This is a genomic window from Pseudomonas sp. FG13, from assembly GCF_057809755.1.
Window position 1 is genome coordinate 19,113 of record NZ_JBMDKO010000057.1, and the last position, 17,734, is coordinate 36,846.

The following is a 17,734-nucleotide window of genomic DNA, read 5'->3' on the forward strand; positions in this document are numbered from 1 at the left end:
GCTCCCACATGGATTTGTCTCCAGCTGACCGGTGTCGGTGCCGCCAGTGATGCTTCATCTGCCGGGACGCGGTGTTATCATCGCTGCCAGCCGGTTTCCAGGGCGCCGCTCATTCGAGCGGCGTTTTGGTGTCTGCAAAACGCAAATACGAATAATCCCATGGATGGCGCTGGGTCGCGCCGTCCGCTGGCAAAGGTTGAAGATGATGCGGAGCAAGGTGACGGGTGCGCGGCGCTGGGTCGTGAAGATCGGCAGCGCACTGCTGACGGCGGATGGCAAGGGCCTGGATCGCAAGGCGATGGCGGTGTGGGTCGAGCAGATGGTGGCCTTGCATGAGGCTGGCGTCGAGCTGGTGCTGGTCTCTTCGGGGGCGGTGGCGGCCGGCATGAGCCGTCTGGGCTGGACGTCGCGACCCAGCGCGATGCACGAATTGCAGGCGGCGGCCGCCATTGGCCAGATGGGCCTTGTACAGGCCTGGGAATCCAGCTTCGCCGAGCATGGTCGTCATACAGCGCAGATTCTGCTGACTCACGATGACCTTTCCGACCGCAAGCGTTACCTCAATGCTCGCAGTACCTTGCGCGCGCTGGTAGAGCTGAAAGTCATCCCGGTGATCAACGAGAACGATACCGTGGTCACCGATGAGATCCGTTTCGGCGACAACGACACCTTGGCCGCGCTGGTGGCGAACCTGGTGGAGGCTGATCTGCTGGTGATTCTCACGGACCGCGACGGCATGTTCGACGCCGATCCGCGCACCAATCCCGACGCCAAGTTGATCTACGAAGCCCGTGCCGATGATCCGGCCCTGGACGCGGTCGCGGGCGGCACCGGCGGCGCGCTGGGGCGTGGCGGCATGCAAACCAAGCTGCGTGCCGCACGCCTGGCGGCGCGCTCCGGTGCTCACACCATCATCATCGGTGGTCGGCTGGAGCGGGTGTTGGATCGCCTGAAAGCGGGCGAGCACATCGGTACGTTGCTCTCGCCTGAGCGCGGCATGTTGGCGGCGCGCAAGCAATGGCTGGCCGGCCATCTGCAAACCCGCGGCACGTTGGTGCTGGATGCGGGGGCCGTGACGGCGCTGTCCCAGGGCAACAAAAGTCTGCTGCCGGTGGGTGTGAAGCTGGTCCAGGGCAGCTTTCGGCGTGGCGAGATGGTGGTGTGCGTGGCGGCTGACGGTCGCGAGATCGCCCGTGGCCTGGCTAACTACAGCGCGCTGGAAGCACAGAAAATCATCGGCCAGTCGTCTGATGCGATCGTCGGCCTGTTGGGTTACATGGCTGAGCCTGAGTTGGTTCACCGCGACAACCTGATTCTTGTCTAAGGAAATCACATGGGTTTGGTAAAAGGATTGATCGGCCTGCTGTTGGCGATGCCGCTGCTGGTCTCGGCCGAGGAAATTGGCCAGGTGTCGACGGTATTCAAGTTTGTCGGGCCGAACGACCGGATCGTGGTCGAGGCGTTCGACGATCCCAAGGTGGATGGTGTGACCTGTTACCTGTCCCGGGCCAAGACCGGTGGCGTAAAAGGTGGTCTGGGTCTGGCTGAGGATCGCGCCGAGGCGTCCATCGCCTGCCGGCAGGTGGGGCCGATCAGCTTCAAGGGTGAACTCAAGGATGGCGAAGAAGTGTTCCGCGAGCGTACCTCGCTAGTATTCAAGACCATGCAGGTGGTGCGGTTCCTCGACAAGAAGCGCAATACGCTGGTGTACCTGGTCTACAGCGATCGCGTGATCGAGGGCAGTCCGCAGAATGCGGTGACGGCGATTCCGATCCTGCCGTGGGCGCACGCGCAATAATCGATACACAGCCCCTGCGGAGGCAAGGCTTCTGTGGGGGGGCAGATCTCTGTGGGAGCAAGGCTTCTGTGGGAGCAAGGCTTGCCCGCGACGGCATCGCCCCAGCATTCAGACAAACCGAGGCGCCTGCATCGCGGGCAAGCCTTGCTCCCACAGAGATCTGCTCCCCACAGAAGCCTTGCTCCCGCATAAATTTGTGTGGTGTATAAAATCGCAGGCAATAAAAAACCGACCCGGAGGTCGGTTTTTTAACGAGCGCGTCGCTTAGGCAGCAGCGGCAACGTTCAGGGCCTTTACGTGGCCATTCAGGCGGCTCTTATGACGAGCAGCCTTGTTCTTGTGGATGATGCCTTTATCGGCCATACGGTCGATAACAGGCACAGCCAGAACGTAGGCAGCTTGAGCTTTTTCAGCGTCTTTTGCGTCGATGGCCTTAACTACGTTTTTGATGTAGGTACGAACCATGGAACGCAGGCTGGCGTTGTGGCTGCGACGCTTCTCAGCCTGTTTTGCACGTTTTTTGGCGGAAGGTGAGTTGGCCACCGTCGAGCTCCTCGAAAGACTTTTTGGGAAATAGCAAACAAAATAGGCCGCGAATCATGCCGATGAGTTGAGGTCTTGTCAAGGGCGGGTGACGCGTTCCGCTGAATGGCAGGTACAACGCACCGGGTGATTTCTTTCCGGCGTGTGACCTGTAAACTCGCGGGCTTTGGCGCTGTGCTGTTTAGCGGCGCGGAGTATCGCACAAGTGGGCGCGTTGTTCGCCTGCTGTTTATCGACAGGCTGAAACTCTTTTCATGAATCTGCTCAAATCGTTGGCTGCCGTCAGCTCTATCACGATGCTTTCCCGCGTCCTGGGATTTGTTCGCGACACGCTCATCGCACGGATATTCGGCGCCGGAATGGCCACCGACGCCTTCTTCATCGCCTTCAAACTGCCCAATCTGCTGCGCCGGATCTTCGCCGAAGGGGCGTTTTCCCAGGCCTTCGTACCGATCCTGGCGGAATATAAAAGCCAGAAGGGCGATGAGGCGACCCGCACCTTCATTGCCTATGTCACCGGTTTGCTGACGCTGGTGCTGGCGCTCGTCACGACGGCTGGCATGCTCGCCGCGCCCTGGGTGATCTGGGCCACGGCGCCAGGCTTTACCGATACCCCGGAAAAATACCAGCTCACCACCGATCTTTTGCGGGTGACGTTTCCTTATATATTGCTGATTTCCCTGTCGTCCCTGGCCGGAGCGATCCTCAATACCTGGAACCGGTTTTCGGTACCGGCCTTCGTGCCGACGCTGCTCAATGTCAGCATGATCGTGTTCGCGGTGTTCCTGACGCCGTATTTCAACCCTCCGGTGATGGCCCTCGGCTGGGCAGTACTGGTGGGCGGCCTGGCGCAACTGCTGTATCAACTGCCCTACCTGAAGAAGATCGGCATGCTGGTACTGCCGCGCCTGAACCTGCGCGACAGCGGCGTCTGGCGGGTGCTGAAGCAGATGCTGCCAGCGATCCTCGGGGTGTCGGTGAGCCAGATTTCCCTGATCATCAACACCATTTTCGCCTCGTTCCTGGTGGCCGGCTCGGTATCGTGGATGTACTACGCCGACCGTCTGATGGAGTTGCCGTCCGGCGTGCTGGGCGTGGCGCTGGGCACGATCCTGCTGCCGACCCTGGCCAAGACCTATGCCAGCCGGGACCGCCAGGAGTACTCGCGCATTCTCGACTGGGGCCTGCGCCTGTGCTTCGTACTGGTGCTGCCATGTGCGGTGGCCCTGGGGATCCTGGCGGAACCCCTGACCGTCTCGTTGTTCCAGTACGGCCAGTTCAAGGCGTTCGATGCCCTGATGACCCAGCGGGCCCTGATTGCTTACTCGGTGGGATTGCTGGGGATTATCCTGATCAAGGTGCTGGCGCCAGGGTTCTATGCCCAGCAGAACATCCGCACGCCGGTGAAGATCGCCATTTTCACCTTGGTGATGACGCAATTGTTCAACCTCTTGCTGATCGGCCCCTTGGCTCACGCCGGCCTGGCCCTGGCGATCAGTATTGGCGCCTGCCTCAACGCCGGGCTGCTGTTCTACCAACTGCGCAAGCAGAAGATGTATCAAGCGCAGCCGGGATGGGGCGTGTTCGGCCTCAAGCTGCTGGTGGCCGTGGTAGTGATGGCGGCGGTGTTGCTGGGGGCGATGCATTTCATGCCGGCCTGGGGCGAAGGGCAGATGCTCGAGCGTTTCCTGCGCCTCGGCGTGCTGGTCGTCGCGGGCGTGGTGGCCTATTTCGGCATGTTGCTGCTGATGGGGTTCCGTCTGCGTGACTTCAATCGCAAGGCGTTGCGCTGAGGGATTGCCCTCAGTGAGGGCGGGGCGGGCAGTGGTTTTGTCGGTTCGATCACTTTGGGTTACGGTGTTGCCTGTCGTTGGCCGCCGGGTGTGGTTATAATCGGCCACTTTATGAGCAAGAAGCGCGTTATGCAGCTGGTTCGAGGCCTCCACAACCTGCGTCCCCGGCATCGGGGCTGTGTCGCCACCATTGGCAACTTCGACGGTGTTCACCGTGGCCACCAGGCTATCCTGGCGCGGCTGCGCGAGCGTGCGCTGGAGTTGGGCCTGCCCAGTTGCGTGGTCATCTTCGAGCCGCAACCCCGGGAGTTTTTTGCCCCGGACACCGCGCCGGCCCGTCTGGCCCGCTTGCGGGACAAACTGCAACTGCTGGCCGCCGAAGGCGTCGATCGGGTCCTGTGCCTGGCTTTCAACGAGCGCCTGAGCAAGCTCAGCGCCGCTGAATTCGTCGAGACCATCCTGGTGGACGGTCTCGACGTGAAGCATCTGGAGGTCGGCGACGATTTCCGTTTCGGTTGCGACAGGGCAGGGGATTTCGCCTACCTGCAGCAGGCCGGCCTCGCCCGTGGCTTTACCGTTGAGGCGGCGCAGACCGTCGAGATGGATGGCTTGCGTGTCAGCAGCACCCAGGTCCGCAATGCCCTGGCCGCTGCCGACTTCGAATTGGCCGAGCGCTTGCTCGGCCGCCCGTACCGGATTGCCGGGCGGATCCTGCACGGACAGAAGCTGGCGCGCCAATTGGGTACGCCGACCGCCAACGTGCAACTCAAGCGTCGTCGTGTGCCGCTGACCGGGGTGTTTCTGGTGAGTGTCGAAATCGACGGCAAGGCCTGGCCCGGCGTCGCCAACATCGGCGTACGGCCCACGGTCCAAGGAGATGGCAAGGCCCATCTCGAAGTACATGTTCTGGATTTTGCCGGCGATCTGTATGACCGGCGTTTGACGGTGGTTTTCCACCAGAAGCTGCGTGAAGAGCAGCGTTTTGCCTCCCTGGAGGCGCTCAAGACGGCGATCCATGCAGATATCGCCGCCGCCCGTGCCCTTGTCGCAACCAGCGCCAATCGCTAATGAAGAGCCTTAAATGACCGACTATAAAGCCACGCTAAACCTTCCGGACACCGCCTTCCCTATGAAGGCCGGCCTGCCTCAGCGCGAACCACAGATTCTGCAGCGTTGGGACAGCATTGGCCTGTACGGAAAGTTGCGCGAAATTGGCAAGGATCGTCCGAAGTTCGTCCTGCACGACGGTCCTCCCTACGCCAACGGCACCATTCACATCGGTCACGCGCTGAACAAGATTCTCAAGGACATGATCATCCGCTCCAAGACCCTGTCAGGTTTTGACGCGCCGTATGTACCGGGCTGGGACTGCCATGGCCTGCCGATCGAGCACAAGGTGGAAGTGACCCACGGCAAGAACCTGGGCGCGGACAAGACCCGCGAGCTGTGCCGTGCCTACGCCACCGAGCAGATCGAAGGGCAGAAGTCCGAATTCATCCGCCTCGGCGTGCTGGGTGACTTCGCCAACCCCTACAAGACCATGGATTTCAAGAACGAAGCCGGCGAAATCCGGGCCCTGGCGAAAATCGTCGAGGGTGGCTTCGTGTTCAAGGGCCTCAAGCCGGTGAACTGGTGCTTCGATTGCGGTTCGGCCCTGGCCGAGGCGGAAGTCGAGTACGAGAACAAGAAGTCGTCGACCATCGACGTGGCGTTCCCGATTGCCGATGAAGACAAGCTCGCCGCCGCTTTCGGCCTGGGCAAGCTGGCCAAGCCGGCCGCCATCGTGATCTGGACCACCACCCCGTGGACCATCCCGGCCAACCAGGCGCTGAACGTCCACCCGGAGTTCAACTACGCGCTGGTCGATGTTGGCGACAAGCTGCTGGTGCTGGCCGAAGAGCTGGTCGAGTCCTGCCTGTCCCGTTACGGCCTCGAAGGCTCGGTGCTGGCGACTGCTCCGGGCTCGGCGCTGGAACTGATCAACTTCCGTCACCCGTTCTATGACCGCCTGTCGCCGGTGTACCTGGCCGACTACGTGGAGCTGGGCGCAGGCACGGGTGTGGTTCACTCCGCGCCAGCCTATGGCGTCGACGACTTCGTGACCTGCAAGAAATACGGCATGGTCAACGATGACATCCTCAACCCGGTCCAGAGCAATGGCGTATACGTGCCGTCCCTGGAGTTCTTTGGCGGCCAGTTCATCTGGAAAGCCAACCCGGCCATCGTCGACAAGCTGACCGAAGTCGGCGCGCTGCTGCACACCACTGTCATCGAACACAGCTACATGCACTGCTGGCGCCACAAGACCCCGCTGATCTACCGCGCCACCGCGCAGTGGTTCATCGGCATGGACAAGCAGCCAACCAGCGGCGACACCCTGCGCCAGCGCTCGCTCAAGGCCATCGAGGACACCCAGTTCGTCCCGGCCTGGGGCCAGGCGCGCCTGCACTCGATGATCGCCAACCGTCCGGACTGGTGCATCTCCCGCCAGCGCAACTGGGGCGTGCCGATCCCGTTCTTCCTGAACAAGGAAAGCGGCGAGCTGCACCCACGCACCGTCGAGCTGATGGAGGCCGTTGCCAAGCGCGTCGAAGTCGAAGGCATCGAAGCCTGGTTCAAGATGGACGCCGCCGAGCTGTTGGGCGACGAAGCGCCGCTGTACGACAAGATCAGCGACACCCTGGACGTCTGGTTCGACTCCGGCACCACCCACTGGCACGTGCTGCGCGGTTCGCACCCGATGGGCCATGAGAGCGGCCCGCGTGCCGACCTGTACCTGGAAGGTTCGGACCAGCACCGCGGCTGGTTTCACTCGTCGCTGCTGACCGGTTGCGCCATCGACAACCACGCGCCGTACCGCGAACTGCTGACCCACGGTTTCACCGTCGACGAGGCCGGCCGCAAGATGTCCAAGTCCCTGGGCAACGTGATCGCGCCGCAGAAGGTCAACGACACCCTGGGCGCCGACATCATGCGCCTGTGGGTCGCCTCCACCGACTACTCCGGCGAGATGGCGGTTTCCGAGCAGATCCTGCAGCGCAGCGCGGACGCCTACCGGCGCATCCGTAATACCGCGCGCTTCCTGCTGTCGAACCTGACCGGTTTCGACCCTGCCACCGACCTGCTGCCGGCCGAAGACATGCTGGCCCTGGACCGCTGGGCCGTGGACCGTACCCTGCTGCTGCAACGCGAGTTGCAGGAACACTACGGTGAATACCGTTTCTGGAACGTCTACTCGAAGATCCACAACTTCTGCGTGCAGGAGTTGGGTGGTTTCTACCTCGACATCATCAAGGACCGCCAGTACACCACCGGCGCCAACAGCAAGGCACGCCGCTCGTGCCAGACCGCGCTGTTCCACATCAGCGAGGCGCTGGTGCGCTGGATCGCGCCGATCCTGGCGTTCACCGCCGACGAGCTGTGGGAATACCTGCCGGGCGAGCGCAACGAATCGGTAATGCTCAACACCTGGTACGAAGGCCTGAGCGAGTTGCCGCAAGGCTTCGAGCTGGACCGTGCCTACTGGGACCGGATCATGGCGGTCAAGGCCGCGGTCAACAAGGAAATGGAAATCCAGCGCGCGGCCAAGGCCGTCGGTGGCAACCTGCAAGCCGAAGTGACCCTCTACGCCGAAGAAGCCCTGAGCGGCGACCTGGCCAAGCTGGGCAACGAGCTGCGCTTCGTGCTGATCACCTCCACCGCCAGTGTCGCGCCGTTGGTGCAGGCCCCGGCCGATGCCGTAGTGACCGAAGTGGCCGGGTTGAAGCTCAAGGTGGTCAAGTCGGGCTTCGTCAAGTGCGCCCGTTGCTGGCACTGCCGCGAAGACGTCGGCGTGAACCCGGAACATCCGGAAATCTGCGGACGTTGCGTCGACAACATCAGCGGCGCTGGTGAGGTTCGTCACTATGCCTAACGCAGCGGGTCGTTTCGGACGGCTGGGCTGGCTCTGGTTGAGCGTGCTGGTCCTGGTCATCGACCAGGCCAGCAAGTTCTACTTCGAAGGCTCGTTGACCATGTACCAGCAGATCGTAGTCATCCCCGACTACTTCAGCTGGACCCTGGCCTACAACACCGGCGCGGCATTCAGTTTCCTGGCCGACGGTTCGGGCTGGCAGCGCTGGCTGTTCGCCCTGATCGCCGTTGTGGTCAGCGCGGTGCTGGTGGTCTGGCTCAAGCGCCTGGGCCGCGGCGAAACCTGGCTGGCCGTGGCGCTGGCGCTGGTGCTCGGCGGCGCGCTGGGCAATCTCTATGACCGCATTGCCCTGGGCCACGTGATCGATTTCATCCTGGTGCATTGGCAGAACCGCTGGTATTTCCCGGCGTTCAACTTCGCTGACAGCGCCATCACCGTGGGCGCCATCATGCTCGCCCTGGACATGTTCAAGAGCAAGAAAACCGGAGAAGCCGTCCATGACTGAGCAGCGTATCGCTCAAAACACCGAAGTGAAGCTTCACTTCGCCTTGCACCTGGAAAACGGCGACACCGTCGACAGCACCTTCGACAAGGCCCCGGCCGTGTTCAAGGTGGGCGACGGTAACCTGTTGCCAGGCTTCGAGGCGGCAATCTTCGGTTTCAAGGCAGGCGACAAGCGCACCGTGGTCGTGACACCGGAAAACGCCTTTGGTCAGCCCAACCCGCAAAACGTGCAGACCATGCCACGCTCGCAGTTCCAGGACATGGAACTGTCCGAGGGCTTGCTGGTGATCTTCAACGATGCGGCCAATACCGAGTTGCCGGGTGTGGTGAAGGCTTTTGACGACGTCCAGGTGACCGTGGACTTCAACCACCCCTTGGCGGGCAAGACCTTGAATTTCGAAGTGGAAATCCTCGAGGTCAAGGCGGTTTAAGGTTTAACGGGCAATCACTGCTCTCACACTACCTGTGGGAGCGAGCCTGCTCGCGATAGCTGAGTCACTATCGCTACCGAGGTGACTGATCCACCGCATCGCGAGCAGGCTCGCTCCCACAGACACGAGGCACAGTATGCAAATCAAACTCGCCAACCCCCGTGGCTTCTGCGCCGGCGTGGACCGGGCGATCGAAATCGTCAACCGCGCCCTGGAAGTGTTCGGGCCGCCGATCTATGTGCGCCACGAAGTGGTCCACAACAAATTCGTCGTCGAAGACCTGCGTAGCCGTGGGGCCATTTTCGTCGAGGAACTGGACCAGGTGCCGGACGACGTCATCGTGATCTTCAGTGCCCATGGGGTTTCCCAGGCGGTGCGTACCGAAGCGGCGGGTCGTGGCTTGAAGGTGTTCGACGCGACCTGCCCTTTGGTGACCAAGGTGCACATCGAAGTGGCGCGCTACAGCCGTGACGGTCGTGAGTGCATCCTGATCGGCCACGAAGGGCATCCGGAAGTCGAAGGCACCATGGGTCAGTACGACGCCAGCAATGGCGGCGCGATCTACCTGGTGGAGGACGAGGAAGACGTGGCTGCCCTGCAGGTGCGTAATCCGGAAAAACTCGCCTTCGTCACCCAGACCACCTTGTCCATGGACGATACCAGCCGGGTGATCGATGCGTTGCGCTCGCGCTTCCCGGCCATTGGCGGACCGCGCAAGGACGACATCTGCTATGCCACCCAGAATCGCCAGGACGCAGTCAAGCAACTGGCTGACGAGTGCGACGTCGTGCTGGTGGTCGGCAGTCCGAACAGCTCCAACTCCAATCGCCTGCGCGAGTTGGCCGAACGCATGGGAACGCCGGCCTACCTGATCGACGGTGCCGAGGACATGCAGCGCAGCTGGTTCGACGGCATCGAGCACATCGGCATTACCGCGGGTGCTTCTGCGCCGGAAGTCCTGGTGCGCGGTGTGATCCAGCAATTGCAGGCCTGGGGTGCCATCGGGGCCGATGAACTGGCCGGCCGGGAAGAAAACATCACGTTCTCCATGCCCAAGGAACTACGCGTTCGTTCTCTGCTTTAAGTTCTTTTCGCACAGGGCCTGCGCGCTTTCCTCGCTGCGCAGGCTGACGCGGCCGGTGGGTGACAGCACCACTTGATGATGACTGACCGGCTGGTGCCGGGCACACACGTGCAAAGTGCCCGCCTGAAAGGCACCACTGGGCAAAAGGGCTGCACCATGGCCGGCGAACGTGACCCGATGCTTCACCGGCCAGTTACCCACCACCCGGGCGCGATTGCTGCGCTGCTCCAGCAGTGTCCGGTCATCGTCGTCCAATCTGATTTGCCACCCCTGGCTCCAATCGTTGTCTATCCCTTGAATGGTCACTGCCCGGTTGCGGGTGATGGCTTCGCTGCGGGCACTGCGCAAGCCGCTGGCCAACCGTTGTGCGGTGTCGTTGCGTTCAGTGGATTCCACAAGCGCTTTGAAACTTGAACTGGCCCACGGCAGAACAATTGCGGCAATCGCCAGTCCCATGAGCAGTTCGATCAGGCTGAAACCCTGTTGGGGCATGGTGTCTCCTCCCTGGAGAGTGTGGAGCGGTCCTTGAGGACTTGGCGGCCTCATTGTGGCGAGGGGATTTATCCCCGCTGGGCTGCGAAGCAGCCCCAAAAACAGTCAACACAATCTGTCCGACACACCGAGGTATCAGGATTTAGGGCTGCTGCGCACCCCAGCGGGGCGGTGCGACGTTTCGCTAAATCCCCTCGCCACAGGGGGCACTGCCCTGAATGAACTGCATCAAGCACGCGCCAATGGTTTGTTCTAGCGTTACACAAGCAGGTATAGCCGACGGCAACGGAGGGCATCGATGGATCTTCGTACAAAAGGTTTCACGCTGATCGAGGTGTTGGTGGCCCTTGGCGTACTGCTGATTCTCATCACCATGGCAGTGCCGGCGTTCACCGGTTCGATGCAGAGTACCAAGGCGGATACCGAGATTGGCGACCTGCGTCGGGCCTTGAACTTTGCCCGCATGGAAGCGATCGACCGGGGTATCACCACGCGCATTCGTCCCTCCGCCCAGGGCAGCGTCTGGAGCGGCGAGCTGACGGTGTACGACAGTACTGGCAATCCGGCCAATGTATTGCGGGTTGTTCCCGCGATGAGCAGTGGTGCGACTCTGACGCTAACCTCAGATGTGACCAACATTGATTTCAACAACCTGGGTGGGTTGTCGGCACCGGCCACACCGGTGAGCTTCAATTATGTGCGGGGCACGCAGAGCAGGACGCTGAGCGTTTGCCTCAATGGACGAATCGTATTGGGTGGAAGTTGCGGATGAAGGGTTGCAGTAAAAGCCCACAGGAGGGCATGACACTGATCGAAGTGCTGGTGGCCGTGCTGATTCTTGGCGTAGGTCTGCTGGGGGCCGCGATGGTCCAGCTCAATGCCCTGAAGTACACCGACAGCTCGCGCATGACCAGCCAGGCCAGCTTCATCGCCTACGACATGCTGGACCGCATTCGTGCCAACTCCGGCGCCGACTACACCGTGACGCCACCCAGCTCACCCAACCTCAATGTGACCCGGGACCAGGACCTCTACGATTTCAAGACCAACATCACCAGCTTCGGCGGCGCCACGGCTACCGGGACCATCGCGCTGAACCAGCGGGTCTACACCATCACCATTTCCTGGGACGATGCCCGGGCCGCCAACACCACCAATGCGGCCGATGCCCGGCGCAGTTTCGTGCTGACCAGCCGCGCCGCCGTCGATCCGGTAGGAACGCCATGAACAAGCGCTGCCGGGGCTTTGGCCTGATCGAGTTGATGATCGCGCTGGTCATCAGTCTTATCGTGGTCCTGGGGGTGGTGCAGATCTTTATCGCCGCGAAGAACACCTACATCAGCCAGAGTGCGGCGGCGGTGATGCAGGAGGATGCTCGCTTTGCCCTGAGCAAGATGGTCCAGGAAATTCGCATGGTGGGGATGTTCGGTTGCTTGGGCACCATCACCGATGCGTCCTCGGCAGGGGACTTCAATGCCAGCCAGATCACGCCGATCCGCTGGGACAATGCCAACCTGAAAATGACCTTGGTGACGACGGATGTGGGTAACAGCGGAGGTGTACCGACCTGGACCGTCCTGTCCGACTGCCGCACCACGGCCACGGCCTACACTGGCGCGCGGGCTCCCGCAGCCGGACAGTTGGCGTTTCCGGTACGACGGTTGATCTACAGCTTCAGCAACAATCAGTTGTCGATGGGCACCGGCGCCGGCAATCCGACCCTGGCGGTGCTGGTGGACAACGTCCGCACGTTCAACGTGACCTTCGGCGTGGCCGGCAGCTCGACGGACATCGCGGCCTCGAGCTACAGCAGCAACCCGCCGGATCCGGCATTGATCCGCAGCGTGCGCCTGACCCTGACGCTCTTCGATCCGAAGAACAACGTGCGCGACCAGACCTTCAACGTGGTTGCCGCCTTGCGCAACCGGCTCTTGTGAGGGGCGCTTGATGAGATCGAGATCCTTCGGGCAGCGTCAGCACGGCATGGCATTGTTGGTCAGCCTGGTTTTCCTGCTGCTCCTCACGCTGATCGGCCTGTCGTCGATGCAAAGCGCCACCCTCCAGGAAAAGATGACCAGTAGCGTCATGCTGCGCAACCAGTCGTTCCAGATGGCCGAGGCGGCGCTGAGGATGGGCGAGAACGCCGTGCAGGTCGAAACCTACTCGCTGGCGGTCTGCAACACGACGACCCAATGTGCGCCACCGGCGGAGTCCGCCACGCTGACGGGGGCAGGGTACTCCTCAGCGTCGGGGGTCACCTGGGTCGCCGCCGCCGGAGGGTTTTATGGGGTGCAGAACATCGGCACCACGCTTGCGGCGGTCAATGTACCCAACGGGACGTCGGCGACGCTGTATCGGATCACGGCGGTGGCGGTGGTGGGGAATAACCAGCGCAGCGTGGTGGAGAGCATCTATGCGAAGTATTGAGGCTCGCCATGGCTGGCGGCAGATGCTGTGGGGGGGACTGCTCAGCCTTTATCTGAATGCCCCGGTCTATGGGTTCACGCCTTCGGATTCGCCGTTGTTGAGTGCGGCTGCGGTGACGCCGAACGTGATGCTGTTGATCGATGATTCGGGGAGTATGAACAATGTCATCTGGGCGGCGGATTTTGATCCGACGATCTCCCGGCCGACTGTCTACACCTGTCAGTCCAGTACGAGCTGTAACAGCATTGCCGGCCTGGACCCGGACGACGGCAACGTTTTGCTGGCGAGCCTGTTTCGTGGCGGGTGCTCGAGCGGTTGGTACGGTTTTTATCGAAGTAGCATAGGTAGGGTCTGTCTGAAGCTGCCAGATCCGGTGGGCAATGGTAATACCCGCTACACAGCCAACTACCTGTCCTATCTGCTGACATTGGCCAACAGTTCGAGTCGCGACTTCACCACCGGCACGATCCCCAATGATTACCGAATCAACGTGGCCCGGGATGTCTCCAATGACCTGGTCACCAGCAACCGTGCCTTGCGCATCGGCCTTGCCACCTTCAACCCACCCAGCAGCAGCAACTCCGGCCCGGGAGGCTTTATCGCCCGTTCTGTCAGCGACCTGTCGCCCGTGACCGGCAGCGTTACCCAGACCCAGGCCAATGCCAACTACACCTCCTTGATAAATGCCATCAACGGCCTGGGCGCGGTCGCCAATACACCGCTGGCCGAGAGCTATTACGAGGTCACCCGCTATTTCCGGGGAATGGCGCCGTACTACAACGGCACGCCCAGCACCTATACCAGCCCGATCCAGTACCGTTGCCAGAAAAACTTCGGCGTGGTGATTACCGACGGCTTGCCCACCTATGACCGGACGTTTCCGACTAACGACCCGCAGGCCGTCGCGACGGGAGGCCCCCGCCTGCCAAATTGGGACGGTATCAGCAATGACGGCGCCGATCCCAATGGCGACGGCGAAGGTGACACGCTGTACCTGGACGACATCGCCAAGTTCGCCTTCGACATCGACATGCGCTCCACCGGTACCGATGCCACCGGCAAGAGCTGGGACACTGCGGATTTCCCCCGGCAGTACCTCAACACCTATACGGTCGGTTTCACCGCAACCAACCAGATGCTGTCCGACGCCGCTCGCTACGGTGCAGGCAGGTATTACCAGGCGACCGACAGCGAAGGCCTGAACTCGGCCCTGACATCGGCCCTGAGTGATATCACCTCCAAGGCCGGGTCGGGGGGCGGCGGCACCACCAACGGTGCGACGTTATCCACCACGTCCAGCTTCTACCAGACCACCTATGACCCCAAGGATTGGCGTGGCACGATCCGGGCGTTCGGTTTCACCTCGGCAGGCACGGTCAACAGGGCCGCGGTGCAATGGACCACCGACACCGCCATTGTCCCCGGCGCCACGGCACCGCTTTATCAATCGTGGAACACCACGACCAATGCGCCGGTGACCCTGGCCTACAGCAACTTTTCAGCGGCCCAGCAAACCACCCTCAGCCAGAACCTGCCCACAGGGATCACTGGCAACGACCTGGTGGAGTGGAGCAAGGGCACCAACAAAACCGGCTTGAAGGTGCGCAGTGCGTTGCTGGGGGACATCATCAACTCACCGCTGGTGCTGGCCTCGCCCAATGACCAGACCGCTGCGGACCTGCTGAACGACACCAGCTACAGTACGTACCTGGCGACCAAGGCGGGGGCCATGAACACCAGCCTCGTGGTGAACGCCAATGACGGCTTCTTCAGCGTCATCAACGCTGCCAACGGCACGCGGCGTTACGCCTACATGCCTTCGAGCGTATTGCCAGGGCTGGATGACATCGCGAGTACCAATTACATCAACGGGGTGAGCCACAAATTCCTGGTGGATGGTCAGATTGGTGTATTCGATACGCAATCGGGCAGTGCCTGGAAAACGGTAGCCGTGGGCGGGACCGGGGCCGGTGGCAGGACTTTCTTTGCGGTGCAACTGTTCGATGCGGCAGCCGGCAATACGCTTCGGGCGCTGTGGGAAATCAGCGCGCCGGCCGTGGCCAACACCGCCAATACCTTCAACGACCTGGGCTACGCCTATGCCCGCCCGGAAGTCGCCCGGCTGGCGGACGGTCGCTGGGCGGCGTTCATTTCCAATGGCTACGGCAGCAACAGCGGCGTGGCGGCGTTGTATGTGGTGGATATCCGTGACGGTTCGCTGATCCGCAAGATCGTCATCAACAGCAGCGAGACCGATAACGGCTTGTCCTCGGTCAAGCTTCGGGTCAACTCCCAGAATGTGGTGCAGGCTGCCTACGGTGGTGACTTGAAAGGACGGATGTGGAAATTCGACCTCAGCGGCACCTCCCCGACCACCTGGGGCCTGGCGTTTGCCGGCCAGCCCTTGTTCACGGCGTCCGGTGGGGCGACCCAGCCCATCACCGTTCAACCGTTGCTGGCGGACAACCCCCAGGGTGGGGTCCAGGTCTTTTTCGGTACCGGTAAGTTCAACGAGGCGACTGACAAGCTCAACAAGGATCTGCAGGGGTTCTATTCGATCTGGGACGCCGTCGGTGGTGCCGGGCAGATTACGGTGTCGAGCCTGCAGGCTCAATCGATTACCGGCGTATTCTCGGGCAGCACGGGGCAGTTCGTGACCACCAGCCAGACCGACGTGACTTACCCTGCGAAAAAAGGCTGGTACCTGCCCCTGGTGTATAACAACGCGCTGACCGGGGAGCGGGTGATCAACCCGGCCAATCTGGTGCTTGGGCGCGTGGTCTTTACCACGGCCGCCGTGGACACCACCGACCCCTGCGCCAGCTTTGGCACCGGCAAGCTGATCGAAGTGGATGCGTTCAGCGGTAAGATGCTCAACTATGCGGTGCTCGACACCAATGGCGACGGCAAGCTCAGCAGCCTCGATACGATCTCCGCCGGGGTGGTGTTCACCGGTGGTATCCCGACCTTGAGTGCCGTCGTCAGTGCCAATGGAGCCACCAACATGGTCGTGAACGACTCAGGTGGCGGTATCACCGACCTGCTGAGCAAATCCGTTGGCGGCAGCCGTCGCGTCATGTGGCGACAAATACAGTGAGGGGTAAGGGAATGCACAAAACCAACCGGGGTTTCACCTTGATCGAAATCATGATCGTGATCGCGATCATCGGTATCGTGATCACCGTCGGCTACCCGAGCCTGACCGAATACATGAAAAAGGGCCGCCGCGCCGAAATCGCCGGGTTGTTGTCGGAACAGGCGCAGATACTCGAGCGCTACTATTCGAAGAACAATGTCTATACCAACGCGACCGGGCTGAGCAATGGCAATGATTTCTATACCATCAACCGGACGTTGGCGGACCAGAGCTTTACCCTGACCGCGGTACGTAAAAGTGGCTCGTCCATGGCGACGGACAAGTGCGGTGACTTCACCATCAACAACACCGGCGTGCGCAGCATGCTCAACGCCGCGTCCGGGCTGACCACCAAGGATTGCTGGGGTCGCTGAGCTTTATTTTTTTAGGACGCGGCGTCGCGCCCTACAGTCTTACGAGTCGAATCAGAACATGACCAGGCAACAGCAAGTGGTGATTGTCGGCGGCGGAGTCATTGGCCTGCTGACAGCGTTCAATCTGGCGTCCGAAGGGCAACGTGTCGTGCTGCTGGAGCGTTCCAGTGTCGGCCAGGAATCGTCCTGGGCCGGTGGCGGCATCGTTTCGCCGTTGTACCCGTGGCGCTACAGTCCGGCGGTCACGGCGCTGGCGCATTGGTCACAGGATTTTTACCCACAGTTGGGCCAGCGTTTGTTTGCGGCCACCGGCATTGATCCGCAAGTGCATGTCACCGGGCTCTATTGGCTGGACCTGGACGATCAGGACGAAGCGCTCGCCTGGGCCGCGCGGGAAGGGCGACCGTTGCGGTCCGTGGATATCTCGGCTGTCCACGATGCGGTGCCGGTACTGGGTACCGGGTTCTCCCGGGCGATCCACATGGCTGACGTGGCGAACGTGCGCAATCCCCGGTTGGTGAAATCCCTCAAGGCAGCGTTGCTGGCGCTGCCCGAGGTCACGCTGCATGAGCAATGCGAGGTCACTGGATTCATCCGCGCCGGCGGACGTGTCGTGGGGGTGAACAGCTCGGCCGGGGCGATTCGTGGCGATCAGGTGGTGCTGGCTGCTGGGGCCTGGAGTGGGGAATTGCTCAAGACCCTGGGTTTGAACTTGCCGGTGGAGCCGGTCAAGGGCCAGATGATCTTGTACAAGTGCGCGTCCGACTTCCTGTCGAGCATGGTCCTGGCCAAGGGCCGTTATGCGATTCCGCGGCGTGACGGGCATATCCTGGTGGGCAGTACCCTGGAGCGCGAAGGTTTCGACAAGACCCCGACGGAAGCGGCGCTGGAGAGTCTGAAGGCTTCGGCGCAGCAATTGATTCCGGCGCTGGCCGAGGCTGAGGTGGTCGGGCATTGGGCCGGATTGCGGCCTGGATCGCCGGCGGGGGTGCCTTATATCGGCGAGGTGCCGGGGTTTGCGGGGCTTTGGTTGAACTGTGGGCATTATCGCAATGGGTTGGTGTTGGCGCCGGCGTCGTGTCGGTTGTTTACGGATGTGATGTTGGGGCGTGAGCCGGTGATTGATCCTGCGCCGTATTCGCCGGCGGGGCGGATGTAGGATCTTGCGGTGTACTCCGATCCAATTGTGGGAGCGAGCCTGCTCGCGATGGCGGTCTTGCGTCGAGTACATATCCATTG

The 17,734-nt window shown here is 61.7% G+C and carries 17 protein-coding genes; 15 read left to right on the forward strand and 2 right to left on the reverse strand.

Annotation, left to right across the window (positions count from 1 at the left end):
* The first annotated feature begins 205 nt into the window (after positions 1-205).
* Positions 206-1,324 (forward strand): glutamate 5-kinase, encoded by a 1,119-nt coding sequence (gene proB, locus ACODTO_RS26615; RefSeq protein WP_139649882.1) that lies wholly within the window; start codon positions 206-208, stop codon positions 1,322-1,324.
* Positions 1,325-1,333: 9 nt separating this feature from the next.
* A complete protein-coding gene (locus tag ACODTO_RS26620) occupies positions 1,334-1,798 on the forward strand; it encodes a CreA family protein (protein WP_139649846.1) in 465 nt (154 codons plus the stop codon).
* A gap of 264 nt (positions 1,799-2,062) precedes the next feature.
* On the opposite strand, the gene rpsT is transcribed toward ACODTO_RS26620, so the two are convergent.
* Complete coding sequence (rpsT, locus tag ACODTO_RS26625) at positions 2,063-2,341, reverse strand: 30S ribosomal protein S20 (protein WP_020798646.1); 279 nt, start codon at positions 2,339-2,341, stop codon at positions 2,063-2,065.
* Between the two features lie 254 nt (positions 2,342-2,595).
* On the opposite strand from rpsT, the gene murJ reads away from it, so the two are divergent.
* From murJ to ispH, 6 genes are all read left to right on the forward strand, one after another.
* Complete coding sequence (gene murJ, locus ACODTO_RS26630; protein WP_139649844.1) at positions 2,596-4,134, forward strand: murein biosynthesis integral membrane protein MurJ; 1,539 nt, start codon at positions 2,596-2,598, stop codon at positions 4,132-4,134.
* 129 nt (positions 4,135-4,263) lie between these two features.
* Complete coding sequence (gene ribF, locus ACODTO_RS26635; protein ID WP_175363999.1) at positions 4,264-5,202, forward strand: bifunctional riboflavin kinase/FAD synthetase; 939 nt, start codon at positions 4,264-4,266, stop codon at positions 5,200-5,202.
* A 13-nt stretch (positions 5,203-5,215) separates the two neighbouring features.
* Complete coding sequence (ileS, locus tag ACODTO_RS26640; RefSeq protein ID WP_139649840.1) at positions 5,216-8,047, forward strand: isoleucine--tRNA ligase; 2,832 nt, start codon at positions 5,216-5,218, stop codon at positions 8,045-8,047.
* On the forward strand, positions 8,040-8,552 hold the full coding sequence (gene lspA / locus ACODTO_RS26645; RefSeq protein ID WP_139649838.1) for a signal peptidase II: 513 nt from the start codon (positions 8,040-8,042) through the stop codon (positions 8,550-8,552). Before ileS ends, lspA begins: the two co-directional genes overlap by 8 nt.
* Entirely contained in the window at positions 8,545-8,982 is a 438-nt protein-coding gene (gene fkpB, locus ACODTO_RS26650; protein WP_139649836.1) for an FKBP-type peptidyl-prolyl cis-trans isomerase, read from the forward strand. Before lspA ends, fkpB begins: the two co-directional genes overlap by 8 nt.
* 136 nt (positions 8,983-9,118) lie before the next feature.
* Positions 9,119-10,066 (forward strand): 4-hydroxy-3-methylbut-2-enyl diphosphate reductase, encoded by a 948-nt coding sequence (gene ispH / locus ACODTO_RS26655; protein WP_024781117.1) that lies wholly within the window; start codon positions 9,119-9,121, stop codon positions 10,064-10,066.
* On the opposite strand, the gene ACODTO_RS26660 is transcribed toward ispH, so the two are convergent.
* Complete coding sequence (locus tag ACODTO_RS26660; protein ID WP_489107301.1) at positions 10,043-10,558, reverse strand: GspH/FimT family pseudopilin; 516 nt, start codon at positions 10,556-10,558, stop codon at positions 10,043-10,045. The two genes, ispH and ACODTO_RS26660, sit on opposite strands and share 24 nt — an antisense overlap.
* Before the next feature lie 298 nt (positions 10,559-10,856).
* Between ACODTO_RS26660 and ACODTO_RS26665 the strand changes: the two genes are divergently transcribed.
* From ACODTO_RS26665 to thiO, 7 genes are read left to right on the forward strand one after another with little or no spacing between them, the layout of a single operon-like run.
* A complete protein-coding gene (locus tag ACODTO_RS26665; RefSeq protein ID WP_464709724.1) occupies positions 10,857-11,330 on the forward strand; it encodes a GspH/FimT family pseudopilin in 474 nt (157 codons plus the stop codon).
* Entirely contained in the window at positions 11,327-11,785 is a 459-nt protein-coding gene (gene pilV / locus ACODTO_RS26670) for a type IV pilus modification protein PilV (RefSeq protein ID WP_489107302.1), read from the forward strand. The genes ACODTO_RS26665 and pilV overlap by 4 nt, the downstream gene beginning before the upstream one ends.
* The gene (locus ACODTO_RS26675) at positions 11,782-12,495 is read left to right on the forward strand and encodes a PilW family protein (RefSeq protein WP_139649828.1); all 714 of its coding nucleotides are present in this window, start codon (positions 11,782-11,784) and stop codon (positions 12,493-12,495) included. The genes pilV and ACODTO_RS26675 overlap by 4 nt, the downstream gene beginning before the upstream one ends.
* A 10-nt stretch (positions 12,496-12,505) precedes the next feature.
* Complete coding sequence (locus ACODTO_RS26680) at positions 12,506-12,985, forward strand: pilus assembly PilX family protein (protein WP_175363996.1); 480 nt, start codon at positions 12,506-12,508, stop codon at positions 12,983-12,985.
* Complete coding sequence (locus ACODTO_RS26685; protein WP_489107303.1) at positions 12,972-16,082, forward strand: pilus assembly protein; 3,111 nt, start codon at positions 12,972-12,974, stop codon at positions 16,080-16,082. Before ACODTO_RS26680 ends, ACODTO_RS26685 begins: the two co-directional genes overlap by 14 nt.
* An 11-nt stretch (positions 16,083-16,093) precedes the next feature.
* Positions 16,094-16,495, forward strand: coding sequence for a type IV pilin protein (locus tag ACODTO_RS26690; protein ID WP_139649824.1), 402 nt, complete (start codon positions 16,094-16,096; stop codon positions 16,493-16,495).
* 58 nt (positions 16,496-16,553) lie between these two features.
* On the forward strand, positions 16,554-17,654 hold the full coding sequence (thiO, locus tag ACODTO_RS26695; protein ID WP_175363994.1) for a glycine oxidase ThiO: 1,101 nt from the start codon (positions 16,554-16,556) through the stop codon (positions 17,652-17,654).
* Positions 17,655-17,734: the final 80 nt, after the last annotated feature.

Bases quoted from the DNA above. Each gene is read 5' to 3' on its own strand.
- murJ (WP_139649844.1), top strand. From the start codon at position 2,596: ATGAATCTGCTCAAATCGTTGGCTGCCGTCAGCTCTATCACGATGCTT.
- ileS (WP_139649840.1), top strand. From the start codon at position 5,216: ATGACCGACTATAAAGCCACGCTAAACCTTCCGGACACCGCCTTCCCT.
- thiO (WP_175363994.1), top strand. From the start codon at position 16,554: ATGACCAGGCAACAGCAAGTGGTGATTGTCGGCGGCGGAGTCATTGGC.
- ACODTO_RS26665 (WP_464709724.1), top strand. From the start codon at position 10,857: ATGGATCTTCGTACAAAAGGTTTCACGCTGATCGAGGTGTTGGTGGCC.
- ACODTO_RS26680 (WP_175363996.1), top strand. From the start codon at position 12,506: ATGAGATCGAGATCCTTCGGGCAGCGTCAGCACGGCATGGCATTGTTG.
- ACODTO_RS26620 (WP_139649846.1), top strand. From the start codon at position 1,334: ATGGGTTTGGTAAAAGGATTGATCGGCCTGCTGTTGGCGATGCCGCTG.
- proB (WP_139649882.1), top strand. From the start codon at position 206: ATGCGGAGCAAGGTGACGGGTGCGCGGCGCTGGGTCGTGAAGATCGGC.
- ispH (WP_024781117.1), top strand. From the start codon at position 9,119: ATGCAAATCAAACTCGCCAACCCCCGTGGCTTCTGCGCCGGCGTGGAC.
- lspA (WP_139649838.1), top strand. From the start codon at position 8,040: ATGCCTAACGCAGCGGGTCGTTTCGGACGGCTGGGCTGGCTCTGGTTG.
- pilV (WP_489107302.1), top strand. From the start codon at position 11,327: ATGAAGGGTTGCAGTAAAAGCCCACAGGAGGGCATGACACTGATCGAA.
- ribF (WP_175363999.1), top strand. From the start codon at position 4,264: ATGCAGCTGGTTCGAGGCCTCCACAACCTGCGTCCCCGGCATCGGGGC.
- fkpB (WP_139649836.1), top strand. From the start codon at position 8,545: ATGACTGAGCAGCGTATCGCTCAAAACACCGAAGTGAAGCTTCACTTC.
- ACODTO_RS26685 (WP_489107303.1), top strand. From the start codon at position 12,972: ATGCGAAGTATTGAGGCTCGCCATGGCTGGCGGCAGATGCTGTGGGGG.
- ACODTO_RS26690 (WP_139649824.1), top strand. From the start codon at position 16,094: ATGCACAAAACCAACCGGGGTTTCACCTTGATCGAAATCATGATCGTG.
- ACODTO_RS26660 (WP_489107301.1), bottom strand. From the start codon at position 10,558: ATGCCCCAACAGGGTTTCAGCCTGATCGAACTGCTCATGGGACTGGCG.
- ACODTO_RS26675 (WP_139649828.1), top strand. From the start codon at position 11,782: ATGAACAAGCGCTGCCGGGGCTTTGGCCTGATCGAGTTGATGATCGCG.